The sequence below is a fragment of the Pseudomonas sp. 22189 genome (assembly GCF_052045635.1).
Classification (GTDB): domain Bacteria; phylum Pseudomonadota; class Gammaproteobacteria; order Pseudomonadales; family Pseudomonadaceae; genus Aquipseudomonas; species Aquipseudomonas parakoreensis.
This window is the reverse complement of the sequence record NZ_JBQEPG010000007.1, coordinates 124,871-143,956: the sequence shown is the minus strand read 5'-3', so window position 1 is coordinate 143,956 and position 19,086 is coordinate 124,871. Positions and strand designations below refer to the sequence as shown.

The window sequence follows — 19,086 nt, the reverse complement described above, 5'->3', positions numbered from 1 at the left end:
AGGCAGGCCGTTTTAACGGGGCAACCGTGAATTACTTATAGCCAAATGTGCTTAGGCCAGCACTATCGGTTCTTAATTCGTCCTTGTGGGCATGTCGTAAAGTAGTCGCCGTTGACGCGGCCAGACCGGCCGCCTGTGAGGAGTCTTTACCGTGAGTGAGCGTTCCAGCCATTGGCAATTGCAGACCATCGTCAGCCAACTGCGTACCGCGCGGGATCAGTGGCGTACCCAGAATGGCCGGGCCAGTGGCGAGCAGGGTGGTCGCGAGTTGCCGTCCCGCGCGGCGATGGCCGAGATTCTCGAGGCGCTGTGTGGTGCGTTGTTCCCGATGCGGCTGGGACCGGTGGATCTGCGTGAGGAAAGCGAAGACTTCTATGTCGGCCACACCCTCGATACCGCGTTGAATGCCTTGCTGGCGCAGGCGCGGCTGGAATTGCGGTATGTCGCCCGGCACAGCGCGCAAGGCGATGCTGATGTCGAAGCGCAGGCGATCCGCATCATTCAGGACTTCGCCCTGGCCTTGCCGGGCCTGCGCAGCCTGCTCGATACCGACGTGCTGGCGGCCTATCACGGTGACCCGGCGGCACGCAGCGTCGATGAGGTGCTGTTGTGCTATCCGGGGATTCTGGCGGTGATTCACCATCGTCTGGCGCACCATCTGTATCGCGCCGGGTTGCCGTTGCTGGCGCGGATCAGCGCGGAAATTGCGCACTCGGCCACCGGCATCGATATCCACCCGGGCGCGCAGATCGGCCGCAGTTTCTTCATCGACCACGGCACCGGTGTGGTGATCGGCGAGACCGCGATCATTGGCGAGCGGGTGCGGATTTATCAGGCCGTGACCTTGGGCGCCAAGCGCTTCCCGGCCGATGAAGACGGGCAGTTGCAGAAGGGGCATCCACGCCATCCGATTGTCGAGGATGACGTGGTGATTTATGCCGGAGCGACGATTCTGGGACGGATCACTATCGGCCAGGGGTCGACCATCGGCGGTAATGTGTGGCTGACGCGCAGCGTGCCGGCAGGGAGCAACCTGACTCAGGCCAATCTGCAGCATGATGACGGGACGCAGAAGTAAGTTCCTGAATCTGCGTTGCCGCGTCAGGCCTCTTCGCGAGCAGGCTCGCTCCCACACTGGAATGCGTGTCAAATGTGGGAGCGAGCCTGCTCGCGAATGGTTTTTTTGGTCAGACCGAGATAATGGCATTCAGCCAATTCTCCATTGAACGAATCCCCTCAAACCCGCGTCATACCCCTCCTTGGGCTACTGTAGGAAAACTACCGCCTGGCCCTGCGATTAGTCCTTACCACCCTATCCATGTTTAACTTGAACGTTCATTCAAGTTAAACCGGTGGTTCGCTGCCCGCTCACAACAGGAGGCTTGCCTTTGCTGAGTCCGATCATTTCAGCCACGTTTCAACCCCTCGAGGTGCACGTTTCATGAGTGCATCGTCTACCCCCGCCAGCGGTCTGGTGCGCATGAATCCGCCGGTGTTCTACTTCGCCGCGACGGTGATTCTGCTGTTTGGTCTGGTTGTCATCGCCATGCCGGAGCAGGCCGGCGCCTGGTTGCTGGCTGCGCAAAACTGGGCGGCCAATACGGTCGGCTGGTACTACATGCTTGCGATGACGCTGTATCTGGTCTTCGTGGTGGTCACCGCGTTATCGGGCTACGGCAAGATCAAACTCGGTGCCGACCACGACGAACCCGAGTTCAGTTACCTGTCCTGGGCCGGCATGCTGTTCGCCGCCGGGATCAGCATCACGCTGTTCTTCTTCTGCGTGTCCGAACCGCTGACCCACATGCTGCAACCGCCGCAAGGCGAGGCCGGCACTGCCGATGCAGCGCGGCAGGCGATGCAGATTCTGTTTCTGCATTGGGGCCTGCACGGCTGGGGCGTGTTCGCCTTCGTCGGCATGGCGCTGGCCTATTTCGCCTACCGGCATAACCTGCCGCTGGCCTTGCGTTCGGCGCTGTACCCGCTGATCGGCAAGCGCATCAACGGCCCCATCGGTTACGCGGTAGACGGCTTCGGCATTATCGCTACGGTGTTCGGCCTGGGTGCCGACATGGGTTTTGGTGTGCTGCACCTCAACTCGGGTCTGGACTACCTGTTCGGCATCGCCCACACCCAATGGATTCAGGTCGGCCTGATCACGCTGATGATGGGCGCGGCGATCATCGTCGCCGTCTCCGGTGTGGACAAGGGCGTGCGAGTGATGTCCGACATCAACATGTTGCTGGCCTGTGCGCTGCTGCTGTTCGTGTTGTTCGCCGGTCCCACCCAGCATCTGCTCAACACCCTGATCCAGAACCTCGGCGACTACCTCGGCGCGTTGCCGATGAAGAGTTTCGACCTCTACGCCTACGACAAACCAAGCGACTGGCTCGGCGGCTGGACCGTGTTCTACTGGGCCTGGTGGATCGCATGGTCGCCGTTCGTGGGCCTGTTCATCGCGCGGATTTCCCGTGGCCGCACCATCCGCGAATTCGTCTTCGGCGTGCTGCTGATTCCGCTCGGTTTCACCCTGGCGTGGATGTCGATCTTCGGCAACAGCGCCATCGATCAGGTGCTCAACCACGGTATGTCGGCGCTGGGCATGTCGGCCCTCGACAACCCGTCGATGAGTCTTTATCTGCTGCTGGAAACCTACCCGTGGAGCAAAACCGTCATCGCGGTGACGGTGTTCATCAGCTTCGTGTTCTTCGTCACTTCTGCCGACTCCGGCACCGTTGTGCTCTCGACGCTGTCGGCCAAGGGCGGCAACCCGGACGAAGACGGGCCGAAATGGCTGCGGGTGTTCTGGGGCGCGATGACCGCGTTGATCACCAGCGCGCTGCTGTTCTCCGGCAGCATCGATGCGCTGAAATCGGCGGTGGTGCTGACCTCGCTGCCGTTCTCGATGATTTTGCTGCTGATGATGTGGGGGCTGCACAAGGCGTTCTATCTGGAATCGCAGAAGCAGATCGCGCAATTGCATTCGCTGGCACCGGTCTCCGGTTCGCGGCGAGGCACGGGCGGCTGGCGCCAGCGTCTGAGTCAGGCGGTGCACTTCCCGTCGCGCGACGAGGTGTACCGCTTCATGGACACCACGGTGCGTCCGGCGATTGAGGAAGTGACGGCGGTCTTCGTCGAGAAGGGCTTGAACGTGGTCACCCAGCCGGATCCGGCGCACGACAACATCAGCCTGGAAATCGGCCACGGCGAGCAGCATCCGTTCATCTATCAGGTGCAGATGCGCGGCTATTTCACGCCGTCGTTTGCTCGGGGTGGCATGGGTTCCAAGCAGCTCAACAACCGCCGCTACTACCGCGCTGAAGTGCATTTGAGCGAGGGCAGTCAGGACTACGATCTGGTCGGCTACACCAAGGAACAGATCATCAACGACATCCTCGACCAGTACGAACGCCACATGCAGTTCCTGCATCTGGTGCGTTGATCGGCAACTGAGCGCCGGGACGTTTCACGGCTCGGCGCTCAGTACCATGAACAACACCATCGCCGCCATCGGCACTCCGAACACTGCGCTGCCCACCGCGATCTCCGAACCCAGCGGCTGCCCGGCATGCACCACCCCCACCGCACCATTGATCACCGTCAACGCCAGCCACAGCGCGGCGAAGCTGTAGGCCAGAGTCTGCCGGCTGAAGCCAATGCGCTCGCCTATGTAGAGCATCAGGGCGAGCAGGACCAGGCCGAAGAAGATGATGATGGCGGTGTGCATGGGTGTGCCTGCGGGTTATGCGGTGCTTGATCGGACGCCTTCGCGGGCAAGCCCGCTCCCACAGTGATCTCGGTCATTCAGAGATTTGTGTACAACCAAAATCCTGTGGGAGCGGGCTTGCCCGCGAAGGAGCCACCTCGGTGTCATTAAGAGCATAGCCAAGTCAGCCCGCATCAATACAAGCCAACCATTCTCGATCAGACACATTTCGCGACGCATTCAAATGTATCTGGACGGCAAGGCCCTTTCTCGCTGGCTCGCGCCTGCCGTTGGTCGAACCAACTACCGAGCGTTTGTTCACCCAGCTAATATTTCTCAGAGTGTGTATCGTGTGTATAAATCGGTTGCTTACGCCCTAAAGTGACCCGCTCTTGCTGTCGAACAGGGCGAAGGAAATGCGTAGTCGGGAAATGATCAGGATGATCGAGGAGGATGGTTGGTATCTGGTTGCAGTGAAGGGTAGTCACCATCAGGACACGTCAGACGAAGGATTCACGTTTATGAAATTCCCGGTCGTTTTGCACAAGGATGCCGACTCGGACTACGGAGTGATTGTCCCGGATGTACCGGGGTGCTTCTCCGCGGGGAGCACGGTAGCCGAAGCTTTTGAAAATACTCAGGAGGCTCTGGCCCTGCACTATGAGGGGCTGGTGGCTGATGGTGCACCGTTGCCTCGAGTTCGGGACATTGATGCACATCTCGACAACCCGGATTATGCGGGTGGAATCTGGGGTGTCGTCGACTTTGATATCACACCCTATTTCGGCAAGTCGGTACGCTTCAACGCCACGCTGCCCGAGCAACTGCTGGAGCGTATAGATCAAACAGTCCGACGTGATCAGCGCTACAGTTCCCGCTCCGGATTTCTGGCCGCCGCTGCGTTACGCGAATTGTCGGCATAACCTTTAGGAGCTGCCGCAGGCTGCGATCTTTCGCTTTTAAAAGCCAGAATCAAAAGATCGCAGCCTGCGGCCGCTCCTACAGAAGCATGTTCGTCAGGTGCTTTCGCGCTCGATCACATTGCACTGCAACAGGTTCAACCGCTGCACATCATCGCTCGGCAATACCCCAAGGCTTTCCAATACCCGCGTTGCCGCCAGCACGCCGATCTCCAGTGCCGGTGGCTTGATCGTGCTCAGGCTCGGCAACAGCATCTCGGCGAACGGGTAATCGCCGAAGCCGAGCACGGCGCAGTCTTCGGGAATTCTGAGGCCTGCGCGTTGCCCGGCGAGCAGGCCGCCGGCGGCGAGGTTGTCGTTGGCGAAGATGATCGCGTCGGGGCGGGGAGCGGCGTTCATCAGCGTTTCCATCGCTTGCTTGCCGGCTTCGAACGGCGCGCGGTCGGCGTCGGGTGCGAATACCCAAGGCTCAAGGCCGAACTCGCGCACGGTGGCGGCATAACCGTCGCGACGTTCGAGGGCACTGAGGTCACCGAGTGCGCTGTTCTGCACGAAAGCGATGCGGCGATAGCCTTTGTCATGCAGATAACGCGCAGCGCTCACGCCGACTTCATAGTGCGAAAAGCCAATCTGCATCGGCTCGCGATCCGGCTGGTAATCCCAGGTTTCGATCACCGGAATATCCGCCTCGGCGATCATCTTTTCCGTGCCCGAACTATGGAAATGACTGGTCAGCACCAACGCGGCCGGCGACCAGCCAAGAAATGCGCGCACGGCGTTTTCTTCCTGTTCGGTACTGAAGTAACTCGACGCCAGCAGCAGCTGATAACCGTGGCGGCTGAGGGTGTCGCTGAAGCCCTGAATGGTGTTGGCAAAAATCGGTCCGGAGATATTCGGAATCACCATGCCGACGATTTTCCCCCGCGCCGAGGCCAGGCCGCCGGCCACCAGATTCGGCACGTAACCCAGCTTGGCGACCACCGCCGCGATCCGCTCGCGGCGTTCCGGCGAGACGGTTTCCGGCTGATTGAAATAGCGCGACACGGTAATCGCCGAGACGCCAGCCTCGCGCGCCACTGCATTCAGGGTCACGCGTCCGGCGCCACGGCGTTTGCGGGGCTTTTCCTGGCTCAAGGCTCGATCCTTCTTAAAAACCAAAACGCATATAAAAGTAATTTTTTAGTATTGGACGCTCTATGCCGAGCTTGCCAATACTGACGATGTTAGCGCTAACAAAGCGCATTGTCTGCTACTCGCTCGAGCGAATGCCCAAGACACCGATTCAGGCGCTGTCGTCGCAGAACGGCAGCGGTTCAGGGCCAATTTCGAGCGGGCAACCATGCACAACACTCCTGGGGCGACACACAAACTGGCGCAATCGATTCGCGCCGCTGGCTGGATCTTTACCGGGCTGGCGGCGTTGCCGCTGCCCACGGCTTTCGCCGCCGACAGCAGCGAACAAGAGCCGACCCTCAAGTCCGTCACGGTGACCGCTACCCGCCGCGAAGAGTCGCTGCAAAAAGTGCCGGTGGCAGTGTCGGTGATCGACGGCGAACAACTGGAGCGCGACAACCGTAACGGCGTGGCAAGCATCGTCCAGCAAGTGCCGTCGCTGAATTTCCGCACTGGGGCGTCGAACAAGGACACCTCGTTGTTTGTGCGGGGCGTCGGCACGATTTCCACCTCGCCCGGCGTCGAGCCAACGGTGGCCACGGTGATCGATGGCGTGGTCTATGCGCGTCCCGGTCAATCGACGCTCGACCTGCTGGATCTGGAGCGCGTCGAAGTGCTGCGTGGCCCGCAAGGCACGCTGTTCGGCAAGAACGCCTCGGCCGGTGTGCTCAACATCACCAGCAAGGCGCCGACCGACGAGACCCACGGTTACATCGATCAGTCGTACTACAGCGGCAACGAAAGCCGCACCCGTTTCGGCATTGGCGGCAGCCTGATTCCGGACACGCTCAAGGGGTCGATCAGCACCCTGTTCGGCACGTACGACGGCAACGTCGATAACCAGCACAACGGCCAGGAAGTCAACGGCTACAACCATCGCGGGGTGCGCGGCAAACTCGAATTCACCCCGAACGACGACGTCACCTTCACCTTGATTGCCGACTACATGCAGTCCCACGACGACGGCCCCAACGGCGTGGTCAGCAAGTCGCTGACCCCGGCCTTCGCCAACGCGCTGGGCCCGGTCTACGCCAGCAGCCACAACCGCGACATCAACACCGATACCCGCAGCCATGTCGAGGACACCAACAAGGGCCTGTCCGGCCAGCTCGACTGGCAACTGGGCGATTACACCCTGACGTCGATTACCGCGTGGCGTGGCTGGGACAATACGCAGTATCAGGACGGCGACCGTCTCGGTACGGTGACGGCGGCGTTCCCCGGCACGGCGGACAAGGGCGATCTGGCCTTCGATCAATATTCGCAAGAGCTGCGTTTGGCCTCGCCGAAGGGTGAATTCCTCGAGTACGTCGGCGGCCTGTTCTACATGCACGGCAAGGACGACGAGACCTATCAGCGCACGCTGACTACCACCACGCGTACCGACCGTGGCGTCGCCAATTACAGCACCACCAGCGACAGCTATGCGGTGTTCGGTGAGAGCACGCTGAACTTCACGTCCGACTTTCGCGGCATCGCCGGCCTGCGCTACACCCACGATGATCTGGAATACGAACACCGCCGCGTCTCGACCTCGGCGACCACGGTCAGCGGCATTCAACCGGCCACCAGCAGTTCCGGTTCGGTGGACGAGGACGGCTGGTCCGGTCGGCTCGGCGTGCAGTACGACCTCAGCGATGCAGTCACCACGTACCTGACCTATTCGCGCGGCTACAAAGGCCCGGCCTACAACGTGTTCTTCAACATGCAGCCGCGTGACACCGAAGCGCTGAAACCGGAGACCTCGAACACTTGGGAGGCGGGTATCAAGGCCACCGGCTGGAACAACCGGCTGACCACCAACCTCGCGGTGTTCCACAGCGATTACGACAACTACCAGGCGAATTTTTTCGACACGGTCGCCGGGCAAGTGGTGACGCGCCTGATCAACGCCGGCAGCGTCAGCACCGAAGGCGTCGAACTCGATTACGCCTTGCAGGCGACCCAGCAACTCAAGTTCTCCGGGGCGCTGGCTTACACCCGTGCGCGCATCGACCAGTTCAGCTGCCCGGTGGGCGCGGCGGCGTCGTGCAACGTCAATGGCAAACCGCTGCCGTTCAGTCCGGACTGGAAAAGCTACGTGCGCGCCGACTACAGCATCCCGCTGGACAACGGCCTCGATATCGAACTCGGCACCGACTACAGCTGGCAGAGCGAAGTGCAGTACGACATCAGCCAGAACGCCGACACCAAACAAGGCGCTTACGGCATCTGGAACGCCAGCGTCGCGCTCGCCGATTACAGCAACGGCTGGCGTGTGGCGCTGCTGGGCAAGAACCTCGCCGACAAGTCCTACTCACCGTTGCTGGCCAGCGGCGGCAGCTACATCTACCGCGCTGTGCCTCGGGATGACGAGCGTTACTTCGGCGTGCAACTGCGCAAGGATTTCTGAGATGAGCAGACAGCTGAAACTTGGCGCCTTTCTCATGGCCACCGGGCACCACGTCGCCGCGTGGCGTCACCCGCAGGTACCGGCCAATGCCGGCCTGGATTTCGCCCACTACAAGCGTCTGGCGCAGATTGCCGAGGCGGCGAAGTTCGACACGCTGTTCGTCGCCGACAGTGTGGCCGCGCCGACGCAGGACATCGCCAGCCACATGGCGCGCTCGGATCACTTCGAACCGCTGACCTTGCTCTCGGCCCTGAGCGCGGTGACCGATCGCATCGGCCTGATCGCCACGGCGACCACCAGCTACAACGAGCCGTACCACGTGGCGCGCAAATTCGCCTCGCTCGATCATCTGTCGGGCGGCCGCGCCGGGTGGAATCTGGTGACCTCGGACAACGCTGCCGAGGCACTGAACTTTGGTCGCGATGAGCACATCGGCCACGCCGAGCGCTACAGCCGCGCCCGGGAGTTTCATCAGGTGGTCAGCGGGCTGTGGGACAGTTGGGAGGATGATGCGTTTGTCCGCGACAAGGCCAGTGGCGCCTATTACGACCCGTCGAAGCTTCACGTGCTGGATCACGTCGGTGAACACTTTCGGGTGAAAGGCCCGCTGAACGTCGCACGCTCGCCACAGGGACAACCGGTGATCGTGCAGGCCGGCTCGTCCGAAACCGGGCGTGAGCTGGCGGCACAAACTGCTGAAGTGGTGTTCACCGCGCAGACTTCACTGGCTGGCGCGCAGGCGTTCTACGCCGACCTCAAGGGACGTCTGGCCAAGTACGGACGCAGTGCCGATTCGCTGAAAATCATGCCGGGGGTGTTTGTCGTCGTCGGCCAGACAGAAGCCGAAGCGCAGGAAAAATGTGAAACGTTTCAGCAATTGGTCGAACCGGAGGTTGGCGTCGCCTTGCTTGGGCGTATGCTGGGCAACTTCGACTTGTCGAAGTACCCGCTGGACGCACCGCTACCGGATTTTCCACTGACCGACAGCGGCCAGCAGAGCCGGCAGAAACTGCTCACTGAGCTGGCGGGGCGGGAGCATCTGACCCTCGCCGAATTGGGCCGCAGGATTGCCGGTGGACGTGGGCATTACAGCCTGGTGGGCACGCCGACGCAGATCGCCGACCGCTTGCAGGCGTGGTTCGAACAGGGCGCGGCGGATGGCTTCAACGTGCTGGTGCCGCATCTGCCGGGCGGATTGGAAGACTTCGCCCATGGCGTGGTGCCGGAACTGCAGCGGCGCGGGCTGTTCAGAACCGAGTACGAGGGCCGGACGTTGCGCGAGAATCTGGGGCTTGCCCGACCGCAAAACATATTTGTGTAAACACCCTGTGGTGAGGGGATTTATCCCCGATGGGTGGCGAAAGCCACCCCCAAATCTGTATTCAAATTCGCGATTTTTTTTGGGACGGCTACGCCGTCCATCGGGGATAAATCCCCTCACCACAAAGTTGAAATTCACCCTCAATTTGCTGTTAATCAAACAAGAGAGGATTCGATGACTTACACCGCTGCCGAAAACCGCTACGACTCCATCCCTTACCGCCGCGTCGGCCGCAGCGGTCTGGTGCTGCCGGCGCTGTCGCTGGGCCTGTGGCACAACTTCGGCGACAGCACGCCGATCGACACCCAGCGCGCCCTGCTGCGTACGGCGTTCGACCTGGGGATCAACCACTTCGACCTGGCCAACAACTACGGCCCGCCATACGGCAGCGCCGAGATCAACTTCGGTCGCCTGCTGCGCGAAGACTTCAAGCCGTACCGCGATGAGCTGATCATCTCCAGCAAGGCCGGTTGGGACATGTGGCCCGGCCCGTACGGTCAGGGCGGCGGCTCGCGCAAATACGTGCTGGCCAGCCTCGACCAGAGCCTGCAGCGCCTCGGTCTGGACTACGTGGATATCTTCTATTCGCACCGCTTCGACCCGGACACTCCGCTGGAAGAAACCGCCAGCGCTCTCGCCACCGCCGTGCAGCAGGGCAAGGCGTTGTACGTCGGCATCTCGTCGTACTCCGGGGTGAAAACCCGCGAGATCGCCGCGCTGCTCAAGGAATGGAAAGTGCCGCTGCTGATTCATCAGCCGGCGTACAACCTGCTCAATCGCTGGGTGGAAAAAGACCTGCTCGACACCACCGAAGAACTCGGCACTGGTGTGATCGCGTTCACGCCGTTGGCCCAAGGTCTGCTGACCGACAAATACCTCAATGGCGTGCCGGTGGATGCGCGGGTCAATCGTCCGGGCGGTGGTTCGCTGCAGGCTTCGCACCTGTCCGAGGCGAACATTGCGCACGTGCGTGCGTTGAACGAGATCGCCAAACGTCGTGGCCAGAGCCTGGCTCAGCTGGCATTGGCCTGGACCCTGCGTGATCCACGGGTGACCTCGGCGCTGATCGGTGCGAGCCGGCCGGAGCAGATCATCGAGAACGTCGGGGCGTTGAAGAATCTGAGCTTCAGTGCTGAGGAATTGGCGGAGATCGACCGGTTTGCCCAAGAGGGCGGGATCAATCTGTGGGAGAAGCCGTCGACCGCGGAGTAATGGGCAAAGCAAAAGATCGCAGCCTACGGCAACTCCTACAGGGAAATGCGAATCCCAATGTAGGAGCTGCCGCAGGCTGCGATCTTTTGATCTTAAAAGTAAGGCACATCCCCCAACACCGTCGCCCGCTGCATCACCCGTCGTGCCGGGCGGTAATCATCCACCGCGTAATGCTGGGTCACGCGGTTATCCCAGAATGCGATGTCGTCCTTCTGCCAGCGCCAGCGAATGGTGAATTCAGGCCGCGTTGCGTGGGCGAACAGGAATTTCAGAATCGCTTCGCTCTCGGTGTCCGACAGCTCGTTGATCTTCGAGGTAAAGCCTTCGTTGACGAACAACGAACGGCGTCCGCTCACTGGGTGAGTGCGGATCACCGGGTGTGACAACGGTGGATTCTTGCGTCGTGCCTCTTCCCACTGTGCCAGCGCTTCGGGCGTGTTGCCGTAGCGCTCCAGCGGAAACGAGCGGGTGAAATCGTGAGTTGCAGTCAACCCTTCGAGCAAGGTTTTCATCGGCGCCGACAGCGCTTCATAGGCGGCAATCCCGCTGGCCCACAACGTATCGCCGCCGAACTCCGGCAGCAGCTTGGCGCTGAGCACCGCGCCCATCGCCGGCGTTGGCAGGAAGGTCACGTCGGTGTGCCAGATCGCGTTGTCGCGCACGTCGGTGACCGCGGTGTCGAGGATCAACACTTCCGGCTGCTCCGGCACGTTCGGGTAGATCGGATGGATGTGCAGGTCGCCAAAGTACGCCGCGAAACGCGCCTGTTGTGGAGGCTCGATCGGCTGGTTGCGGAAGAACAGCACCTGATACTTGAGCAGCGCCTGCTCGATGGCATTGCGCTGTTCCAGGTTCAAAGGCTGGCTGACGTCGACGCCGCTGATCTGCGCGCCGAGGGCCGAGCTTAAGGGGGTGATGGTCAGGCTGCTCATGATGGTTCTCTTCAATTCCGGGTAACCGCGCCCCTGTAGGAGCTGCCGCAGGCTGCGATCTTTTGATTTGTTTTTTAAAAGCAGATCAAAAGATCGCAGCCTGCGGCAGCTCCTACGCGGGAGGATTCACAAATGCTTTAGTGGGTTTGGCCGTGCCACGGCACCAGTTTGCGCTGCAGGGCACGCAGGCCCATTTCCATGGCGAAGGCAATCAGGGCGATCACCAGAATCCCCAGCAGCACCACATCGGTGACCAGAAATTGCGCAGCCGATTGCACCATGAAGCCCAGACCGCTGGTGGCGGCGATCAGTTCGGCGGCGACCAGGGTCGACCAGCCAACGCCCAGACCAATGCGCACACCGGTGAGAATGTCCGGCAGGGCGCTGGGCAAAATCACGTGGCGAATCAACTGTGCGCGAGTGGCACCGAGCGACTGCGCAGCGCGCAATTTCGCCGGGTCAACAGTGCGCACGCCGGTCGCGGTGGCAATGGCGATCGGCGCGAAAATCGCCAGGTAGATCAGCAATACTTTCGACAACTCGCCGATACCGCACCAGATCACGATCAGCGGCAGATACGCCAGCGGCGGAATCGGCCGGTAGAACTCGATCAGCGGGTCAAGCACACCACGGGCAATACGGTTGGCGCCGATGGCGATGCCCACCGGCACTGCGGTCAGAATCGCGAAGCCGAGGCCCAGACCGATACGGCTCAGGCTCGCGCCCAGGTGCTGCCACAGAGTCGAATCCATATAACCGGTGGTCGCCAGCAACCAGCCCTTTTGCAGCACGGCGGACGGTGGTGGCAGGAACAGCGGTTCGATCAAACCGCTGGCGGTCACGGCCCACCAGATCACCAGCAAGGACAACAGGGTCAGCAGGCTGATCCACCGCGTACTGAGGTTGCGGCGCTGCGGAATCGCCACCGATGGGGTTTTCACTGCGGGGGCGGAAACGTCGTAACTGCTCATGCGCGCTCCTGCCGTTGCACGGCGCTGCGTTGCGAGAACACTCTGCTCAACACGTGCTCGCGGGTTTCGATAAAACGCGGGTCGGATTTGATCGCTCGCGCCGACTCACCGGCGGCGTAGCGCTGGCCGAAATCCAGATGCAGACGCTCGACGATCTGCCCCGGATTCGGCGCCAGCAGAATCAGGTCAGTGGCGAGGAATACCGCTTCTTCGATGTCGTGGGTAATCAGGAACACCGGTTTGGCGGTGCGCTGCCAGACTTGCAGCAACAGCTCCTGCATCTGCTCGCGGGTGAACGCATCGAGGGCGCCGAAGGGCTCGTCCATCAGCAGCACACGCGGGTCGGCGGCGAGGGCGCGGGCCAGGCCGACGCGCTGTTTCTGGCCGCCCGAGAGCTGCCAGATACGGCGGTGTTCAAAACCTGTGAGGTCGACCAGTGCAAGCATTTCCCGGGCGATTGTTTCGCGCTTGTCCTTGGCGACGCCGGCCAGCTCCAGACCGAACGCGACGTTGGCCAACACATCCTGCCAGGGCAGCAGGGCGTCATCCTGGAACACCACGCCGCGTTCGGCGCTCGGGCCTTTGACCGGCACGCCGTCGAGGGTGATACGCCCGGCGCTGGGTTCGACGAAGCCGGCAATCAGGTTCAACAGCGAGGTCTTGCCACTGCCGGACGGGCCGAGGGCGACCAGCAATTGCTGAGGCCCGAGGGTCAGGGAAATGTCCGCCAGCACCGGTTCCGGGCTGCCCGGGTACTGTGCGCTGATGCGCTCCAGCTGTAGCAAGGCCATCGCGGTCAACTCCCGATCAGTTAGTGATGTATTTGGCGCTGACGTACGGCGCGTAGTCCGGCAGTACGGCTTCGACTTTGCCTTGTTCCTTGAGGAACGCGGCGGTGTCGGTAATGGCTTTGGTGGTCGGCGCGCCGAGGCTGATCACCTGATCAGCTGCCAGCGGGTAGACGTTGCCTTGCAGCAGCAATGGAATGTCGCTGGCCTTGGCGCCGGAGAGCTTCACCAGTTTGTCGACGTGGGACTGGTCGGCGAGCCAGGCTTTGGGATCCTTGCGGTAATCGGCGTAGGCGTCGAGGGTGACCTTGGCGAATGCTGTGACGATTTCCGGGTGCTTCTCGGCGAAGTCCTTGCGCACGATCCAGGCATCGAAGGTCGGCGCGCCGAACTTGGCCAGTTCGCCGGAGGTGATCAGCACTTTGCCGTTTTCCTTGGCCACACCGAGGGCCGGATCCCACACGTAAGTGGCGTCGATATCACCGCGTTTCCACGCGGCGATGATCGCTGGCGGGGCGAGGTTGAGCACGGTGACTTTCGACGGATCGATGTTCCAGTGCTTCAGCGCGGCGAGCAGGCTGTAGTGACCGGTGGACACGAACGGCACGGCGATTTTCTTGCCGACCAGATCCTGCGGGGTCTTGATCCCGGAACCGTCGCGGGCGACCAGTGCTTCGGCGGCGCCGATCTGGGTGGCGATGAGGAAAGTTTCCACCGGGACTTTGCGGGTGATCGCAGCGGTCAACGGGCTGGAACCGAGGTAGCCGATCTGCACATCACCCGAAGCAATGGCGGCGATGATGTCGGCGCCGTTGTCGAACTTGCGCCAGCTGATGTCGGCTTTGGTGGCTTTTTCATAAGCACCATCAGCCTGGGCGACTTTCGCCGGGTCGACGGTGGTCTGGTAAGCGACGGTGAGGTCGGCGGCCTGCGCCAGAAAGCTTGCAGCAGCCAGGGAGGCTACGGCCAGCAGGCGAAGCGGGAAATTCAGTTTCATGGGGAGTGCTCCAAATCAGGCGACCGACGATCGGCGTGAAAGGAGACTAAATGATCTAAGAAACTAAAAATAAATAACTTTTTAGACTTAGCTTATGAGCGGAAAAATCTAAAGATCAAAAGATCGCAGCCTGCGGCAGCTCCTANCACCCTGTAGGAGCTGCCGCAGGCTGCGATCTTTTCAAAGGCGGCGCTTAGTTGCTGATCGCCAGAATGCTTGCCTGATACGACCCGACAAACACATCGAAATCACCGACCTCGTTCTGCTCCAGCTCCGCCTGTTGCGCCAGCGACGAGCGCGCCAGTTCCTCGAACTTCGCCTGCTCATCCGCCGTCAACGGCTCGCGGCGGAAGAACTCGGCATGCGCCTGGCTCTGACGCAGGGAGAATTGCGCAAAGCTTTCCTTGTGCTCGGCCATCGCGGCCAGCACCTGCGCCGACGGGGTCAGGGACGGGTCGCTGACTTTGGCCAGTTGCGCATCCAGCGCCTTGCTATGCGTGTCGCCGCCGTGGCTTTGATCAAGCAACGCCGCCAGCGGAGCGATTTTTTCCAGCAGCTCGGCTGCCCAGACCTTCAGCTCGACCGCTTCACCGTCACGCTGCAATTGCAGGCCCGGACGCCGGCCCTCCTTGACCACGCTGAGGAAGTTCGAAGTGGCATTGCCGCACGAAGTGTTGGTCAGCAGCGGACTGTCGTTCAGCGCGCAGTACAGCAGGAACGCGTCGAGGAAGCGCGATTCGGTGACGTCGATGCCCATCGGCAGGAACGGGTTGATGTCCAGGCAGCGCACTTCGACGTACTGAATGCCACGGGCCATCAGCGCCTGGATCGGCCGCTCGCCGGTGTAGGTCACGCGTTTCGGGCGGATGTTGGAGTAGTACTCGTTTTCGATCTGCAGGATGTTGGTGTTCAACTGAACCCACTCGCCATCCTGGTGTGTGCCGACCTCCACATACGGCGGATACGGCGTGGCCACGGCTTTGCGCAGGCTGTCGGTGTAGCTCGCCAGATCGTTGTAGCACGGCGTCAGGCCGGCCTGGGCGTTGCTCTGGTAACCGAGGTCGCTCATGCGCAGGCTGGTGGCGTACGGCAGATACAGGGTGTCCGGGTCCAGCTGTTCCAACTGATGCGAACGGCCGTGCAGGAAGCCTGCGTCCAGCGCTGGCGAAGCACCGAACAGGTACATCAGCAACCAGCTGTAGCGGCGGAAGTTGCGGATCAGCGCGATGTAGGACGACGACTGGAAATCGCGGTCGGTGCCGACGAAACCTTCGGCTTCGCGTAGCAGCGGCCAGAGCTTTTCCGGCAGGGAAAAGTTGTAGTGGATCCCGGCGATGCACTGCATGGTCTTGCCGTAACGCAGGGCCAGGCCCTTGCGGTAGACGTATTTGAGCTGACCGATGTTGGAGGTGCCGTAATAGGCGATCGGGATGTCTTCCTCGGCCGGCAACGGGCACGGCATCGACGGACTCCACAGGTACTCGTTGCCGAGCTTGCTGTAGGCAAAGCGATGAATCTTGTCCAGGCTCGCCAGCGTATCGGCCGGATCGGGCAGGGCGGGGGTGATAAATTCCAACAGCGACTCGGAATAATCGGTGGTGATCTGTTCATTGGTCAGCGCGGAACCCAAGGCTTCCGGGTGCGGCGTTTGCGCCAGACGACCTTCACTGGTCACGCGCAGGCATTCACGTTCGATACCGTGGAGGCACTGTTCGAGCAGAGAGAGGTTGGCGCGCTCGCCGAGCAGAGCCAGGCGGCGGTTGAGAAGTTCGCTCAATTTGGATTCCTTCACGCGTCAGTCGCCCCAATATGGGGGTGGGCAGGACGGTCTACAAGGGTGAAGTTGAAACTGGCGTTTTCGCCTGGTTTTCTAGCCGGTCAGCCACACACATAAACTGTAGGAGCTGCCGCAGGATTCGTTGCGCCGAAATTAACTCAAAATGATGAACAACATCTACAGGACTGCGAACGTGCCTTGCGCTTTTGCGACCAGTTTGTCGCCCTGCATCACGTCGGCCTCGACCACCAGCGTGCGGCGGCCCGGGTGGATCACCCGCGCCGTGCACAGCACCTCGCCGTCGGATACGGCGCGGATATAGTTGATCTTGCACTCGATGGTCGCGCTCTGCTGGTCGAAGCCGTGGGTGCTGGAACAGGCCAGCCCCATGGCGATATCGACCAGACTGAACAGCGCGCCACCGTGCAGTTTGCCGCCGCGATTGCGCAGTTGCGGTTCCAGCACCAGGGCGACTTGCGCCACCCCGGTTTCCAGGCTGTGCAGGCGGCAGCCCAACAGCTGGAAAAACGCGCTCTCGACGAGCCCGGCCGGAATCTCCATCAGCGTTTCTTCAACTGCTTGGCGTTGGCGAACAGCGAAGCCATGGCGTTGTTCACCGGAGCGGCTGTGGCCGTTTCCTTGCGCGGCGCGTTGTTCGACGACTGGCGCGGTGCCGAGCCTGGACGCGAACCACGGGCACCGTCGATCTTCTCGCCCGGGGTGTCACTCATGCGCATCGACAGGCCGACGCGTTTGCGCGGGATGTCGACTTCCATGACCTTCACTTTCACCACGTCACCGGCCTTCACCGCTTCGCGTGGATCCTTGATGAACTTCTCCGACAGCGCCGAGATGTGCACCAGACCGTCCTGATGCACGCCGATGTCGACGAACGCGCCGAACGCGGTCACGTTGGTGACGACGCCTTCGAGGATCATCCCCAGTTGCAGGTCTTTCAGGTCTTCGACGCCTTCCTGGAACTCGGCAGTCTTGAACTCCGGACGCGGGTCGCGGCCCGGTTTTTCCAGTTCTTGCAGAATGTCGGTGACGGTGGGCAGACCGAAGGTTTCGTCGGTGAATTTCTTCGGATCCAGACGCTTGAGGAATGCGGCGTCCCCGATCAGCGAGCGAATGTCACGGTCGGTTTCAGCGGCAATGCGCTGCACCAGCGGATAGGCTTCCGGGTGCACAGCGGAAGAATCCAGCGGGTTGTCGCCGTTCATCACGCGCAGGAAGCCTGCGGCCTGTTCGAAGGTTTTCTCGCCCAGACGCGCGACTTTTTTCAGCGCAGCGCGGGTTTTGAAGGCGCCGTGTTCATCGCGGTGGGCAACGATGTTCTGCGCCAACGTCGCGTTGAGGCCGGAGATCCGCGCCAGCAAGGCCACCGAGGCGGTGTTCACATCGACACCGACGGCGTTCACGCAATCCTCGACCACCGCATCCAGACCGCGCGCCAGTTTCAGCTGCGACACGTCGTGCTGGTACTGGCCGACACCGATGGATTTCGGATCGATTTTCACCAGTTCAGCCAGTGGATCCTGCAGACGACGGGCGATGGACACCGCGCCACGGATCGACACGTCCAGATCCGGGAATTCCTTGGCTGCCAGTTCCGACGCCGAGTACACCGAGGCGCCGGCCTCGGACACCATGACCTTGGTCATTTTCATCGCCGGGTATTTTTTGATCAGCTCGATCGCCAGTTTGTCGGTTTCGCGGCTGGCGGTGCCGTTGCCGATGGCGATCAGATCAACCGAGTGCTTGGCGCATAGGGCCGCCAGGATCGCGATGGTCTGATCCCACTTGTTGTGCGGCACGTGCGGGTACACCGTGGCGTGATCGAGCAGCTTGCCGGTGGAGTCGACCACCGCGACCTTGCAGCCGGTACGCAGGCCCGGGTCAAGGCCCAGGGTCGCACGCGGGCCGGCCGGCGCGGCCAGCAGCAGGTCATGCAGGTTGTGGGCGAAGACGTTGATCGCCTCGGTTTCGGCGCCGTCGCGCAGTTCGCCGAGCAGGTCGGTTTCGAGGTGGGTGTAGAGCTTGACCTTCCAGGTCCAGCGCACCACTTCACCGAGCCATTTGTCGGCCGGGCGGTTCTGGTTCTGGATGCCGAATTGCTGGCCGATCATGCCTTCGCACGGGTGCATGGTGCCCGGCAGTTCGTCGCCGACTTTCAGTGCGGAGCTGAGGATGCCTTCGTTGCGGCCACGGAAAATCGCGAGTGCGCGGTGCGACGGCATGCTTTTCAGCGGCTCGTCGTGTTCGAAGTAGTCGCGGAACTTGGCGCCTTCTTCTTCCTTGCCAGCGATCACGCGGGCGCTGATGGTCGCTTCCTGCTTGAGGAAGTTGCGCAGCTTCTCCAGCAGGCTGGCGTCTTCGGCGAAGCGCTCCATCAGGATGTACTTGGCGCCTTCCAGCGCAGCCTTGACGTCGGCTACGCCTTTTTCGGCGTCGACGAAGCGTGCGGCTTCGGTTTCTGGCGTCAGGTTCGGGTCGTTGAACAGGCCGTCGGCCAGCTCGCCGAGGCCGGCTTCCAGGGCAATCTGGCCCTTGGTGCGGCGCTTCTGCTTGTACGGCAGGTACAAGTCTTCGAGGCGGGTCTTGGTGTCGGCGAGTTTGATATCGCGCTCGAGGGCGGGGGTGAGTTTGCCCTGCTCCTGGATGCTGGCGAGGATGCTGATGCGCCGTTCGTCGAGTTCTCGCAGGTAGCGCAGACGCTCTTCCAGATGACGCAGTTGGGTGTCATCGAGGCTGCCGGTGACTTCTTTCCGGTAACGGGCGATGAAGGGAACGGTAGAGCCTTCATCGAGTAGCGCGACGGCCGCTTCGACCTGTTGCGGGCGTACGCCGAGTTCCTCGGCGATGCGGCTGTTGATGCTGTCCATAAAACCACCTGA

General features: G+C 61.6%; 15 protein-coding genes. 6 read left to right on the top strand and 9 right to left on the bottom strand.

Going from position 1 to position 19,086, the window contains the following annotated elements; translation table 11 throughout:
• The first annotated feature begins 151 nt into the window (after positions 1-151).
• Both epsC and betT read left to right on the top strand, forming a co-directional pair.
• A complete protein-coding gene (epsC, locus tag ACTJKS_RS09715; RefSeq protein ID WP_041071188.1) occupies positions 152-1,078 on the top strand; it encodes a serine O-acetyltransferase EpsC in 927 nt (308 codons plus the stop codon).
• 402 nt (positions 1,079-1,480) lie between these two features.
• Positions 1,481-3,442: a choline transporter BetT gene (gene betT / locus ACTJKS_RS09710; RefSeq protein WP_222019461.1), complete on the top strand. Its 1,962-nt coding sequence runs from the start codon at positions 1,481-1,483 to the stop codon at positions 3,440-3,442.
• Positions 3,443-3,466: 24 nt separating this feature from the next.
• Here the strand turns inward: betT and ACTJKS_RS09705 are convergent, their stop codons facing one another.
• Positions 3,467-3,727: a hypothetical protein gene (locus ACTJKS_RS09705; protein ID WP_108181365.1), complete on the bottom strand. Its 261-nt coding sequence runs from the start codon at positions 3,725-3,727 to the stop codon at positions 3,467-3,469.
• 500 nt (positions 3,728-4,227) lie between these two features.
• Between ACTJKS_RS09705 and ACTJKS_RS09700 the strand changes: the two genes are divergently transcribed.
• Positions 4,228-4,629 carry a type II toxin-antitoxin system HicB family antitoxin gene (locus ACTJKS_RS09700; RefSeq protein WP_047291023.1) on the top strand — a complete coding sequence of 134 codons (402 nt, stop codon included), beginning with the start codon at positions 4,228-4,230 and terminating at the stop codon, positions 4,627-4,629.
• A gap of 93 nt (positions 4,630-4,722) precedes the next feature.
• Here the strand turns inward: ACTJKS_RS09700 and ACTJKS_RS09695 are convergent, their stop codons facing one another.
• Positions 4,723-5,760, bottom strand: coding sequence for a LacI family DNA-binding transcriptional regulator (locus ACTJKS_RS09695; protein WP_108181366.1), 1,038 nt, complete (start codon positions 5,758-5,760; stop codon positions 4,723-4,725).
• 205 nt (positions 5,761-5,965) lie between these two features.
• On the opposite strand from ACTJKS_RS09695, the gene ACTJKS_RS09690 reads away from it, so the two are divergent.
• The 3 genes from ACTJKS_RS09690 (at position 5,966) to mgrA (ending at position 10,724) form a co-directional block, all read left to right on the top strand.
• Complete coding sequence (locus ACTJKS_RS09690; RefSeq protein ID WP_108181367.1) at positions 5,966-8,191, top strand: TonB-dependent receptor; 2,226 nt, start codon at positions 5,966-5,968, stop codon at positions 8,189-8,191.
• Between the two features lies 1 nt (position 8,192).
• Positions 8,193-9,512: an LLM class flavin-dependent oxidoreductase gene (locus ACTJKS_RS09685; protein ID WP_108181368.1), complete on the top strand. Its 1,320-nt coding sequence runs from the start codon at positions 8,193-8,195 to the stop codon at positions 9,510-9,512.
• Positions 9,513-9,686: 174 nt separating this feature from the next.
• Positions 9,687-10,724, top strand: coding sequence for an L-glyceraldehyde 3-phosphate reductase (gene mgrA, locus ACTJKS_RS09680; RefSeq protein ID WP_108181369.1), 1,038 nt, complete (start codon positions 9,687-9,689; stop codon positions 10,722-10,724).
• A gap of 92 nt (positions 10,725-10,816) precedes the next feature.
• Here the strand turns inward: mgrA and tauD are convergent, their stop codons facing one another.
• The 7 genes from tauD to ACTJKS_RS09645 all read right to left on the bottom strand — a co-directional run bounded on the left by tauD (position 10,817) and on the right by ACTJKS_RS09645 (position 19,074).
• Entirely contained in the window at positions 10,817-11,656 is an 840-nt protein-coding gene (tauD, locus tag ACTJKS_RS09675) for a taurine dioxygenase (RefSeq protein WP_108181370.1), read from the bottom strand.
• Between the two features lie 137 nt (positions 11,657-11,793).
• Positions 11,794-12,627, bottom strand: a complete 834-nt coding sequence (gene tauC / locus ACTJKS_RS09670) for a taurine ABC transporter permease TauC (RefSeq protein ID WP_108181371.1) — start codon at positions 12,625-12,627, stop codon at positions 11,794-11,796.
• Positions 12,624-13,418 carry a taurine ABC transporter ATP-binding subunit gene (tauB, locus tag ACTJKS_RS09665; RefSeq protein ID WP_108181372.1) on the bottom strand — a complete coding sequence of 265 codons (795 nt, stop codon included), beginning with the start codon at positions 13,416-13,418 and terminating at the stop codon, positions 12,624-12,626. The genes tauC and tauB overlap by 4 nt, the downstream gene beginning before the upstream one ends.
• A gap of 16 nt (positions 13,419-13,434) precedes the next feature.
• Positions 13,435-14,412: a taurine ABC transporter substrate-binding protein gene (tauA, locus tag ACTJKS_RS09660; protein ID WP_108181373.1), complete on the bottom strand. Its 978-nt coding sequence runs from the start codon at positions 14,410-14,412 to the stop codon at positions 13,435-13,437.
• Between the two features lie 193 nt (positions 14,413-14,605).
• Complete coding sequence (gene gshA / locus ACTJKS_RS09655; protein WP_440828822.1) at positions 14,606-16,189, bottom strand: glutamate--cysteine ligase; 1,584 nt, start codon at positions 16,187-16,189, stop codon at positions 14,606-14,608.
• A 177-nt stretch (positions 16,190-16,366) separates the two neighbouring features.
• Positions 16,367-16,750: a PaaI family thioesterase gene (locus ACTJKS_RS09650; RefSeq protein ID WP_052912698.1), complete on the bottom strand. Its 384-nt coding sequence runs from the start codon at positions 16,748-16,750 to the stop codon at positions 16,367-16,369.
• The gene (locus tag ACTJKS_RS09645) at positions 16,750-19,074 is read right to left on the bottom strand and encodes a Tex family protein (RefSeq protein WP_007964702.1); all 2,325 of its coding nucleotides are present in this window, start codon (positions 19,072-19,074) and stop codon (positions 16,750-16,752) included. The genes ACTJKS_RS09650 and ACTJKS_RS09645 overlap by 1 nt, the downstream gene beginning before the upstream one ends.
• Positions 19,075-19,086 lie beyond the last annotated feature (12 nt).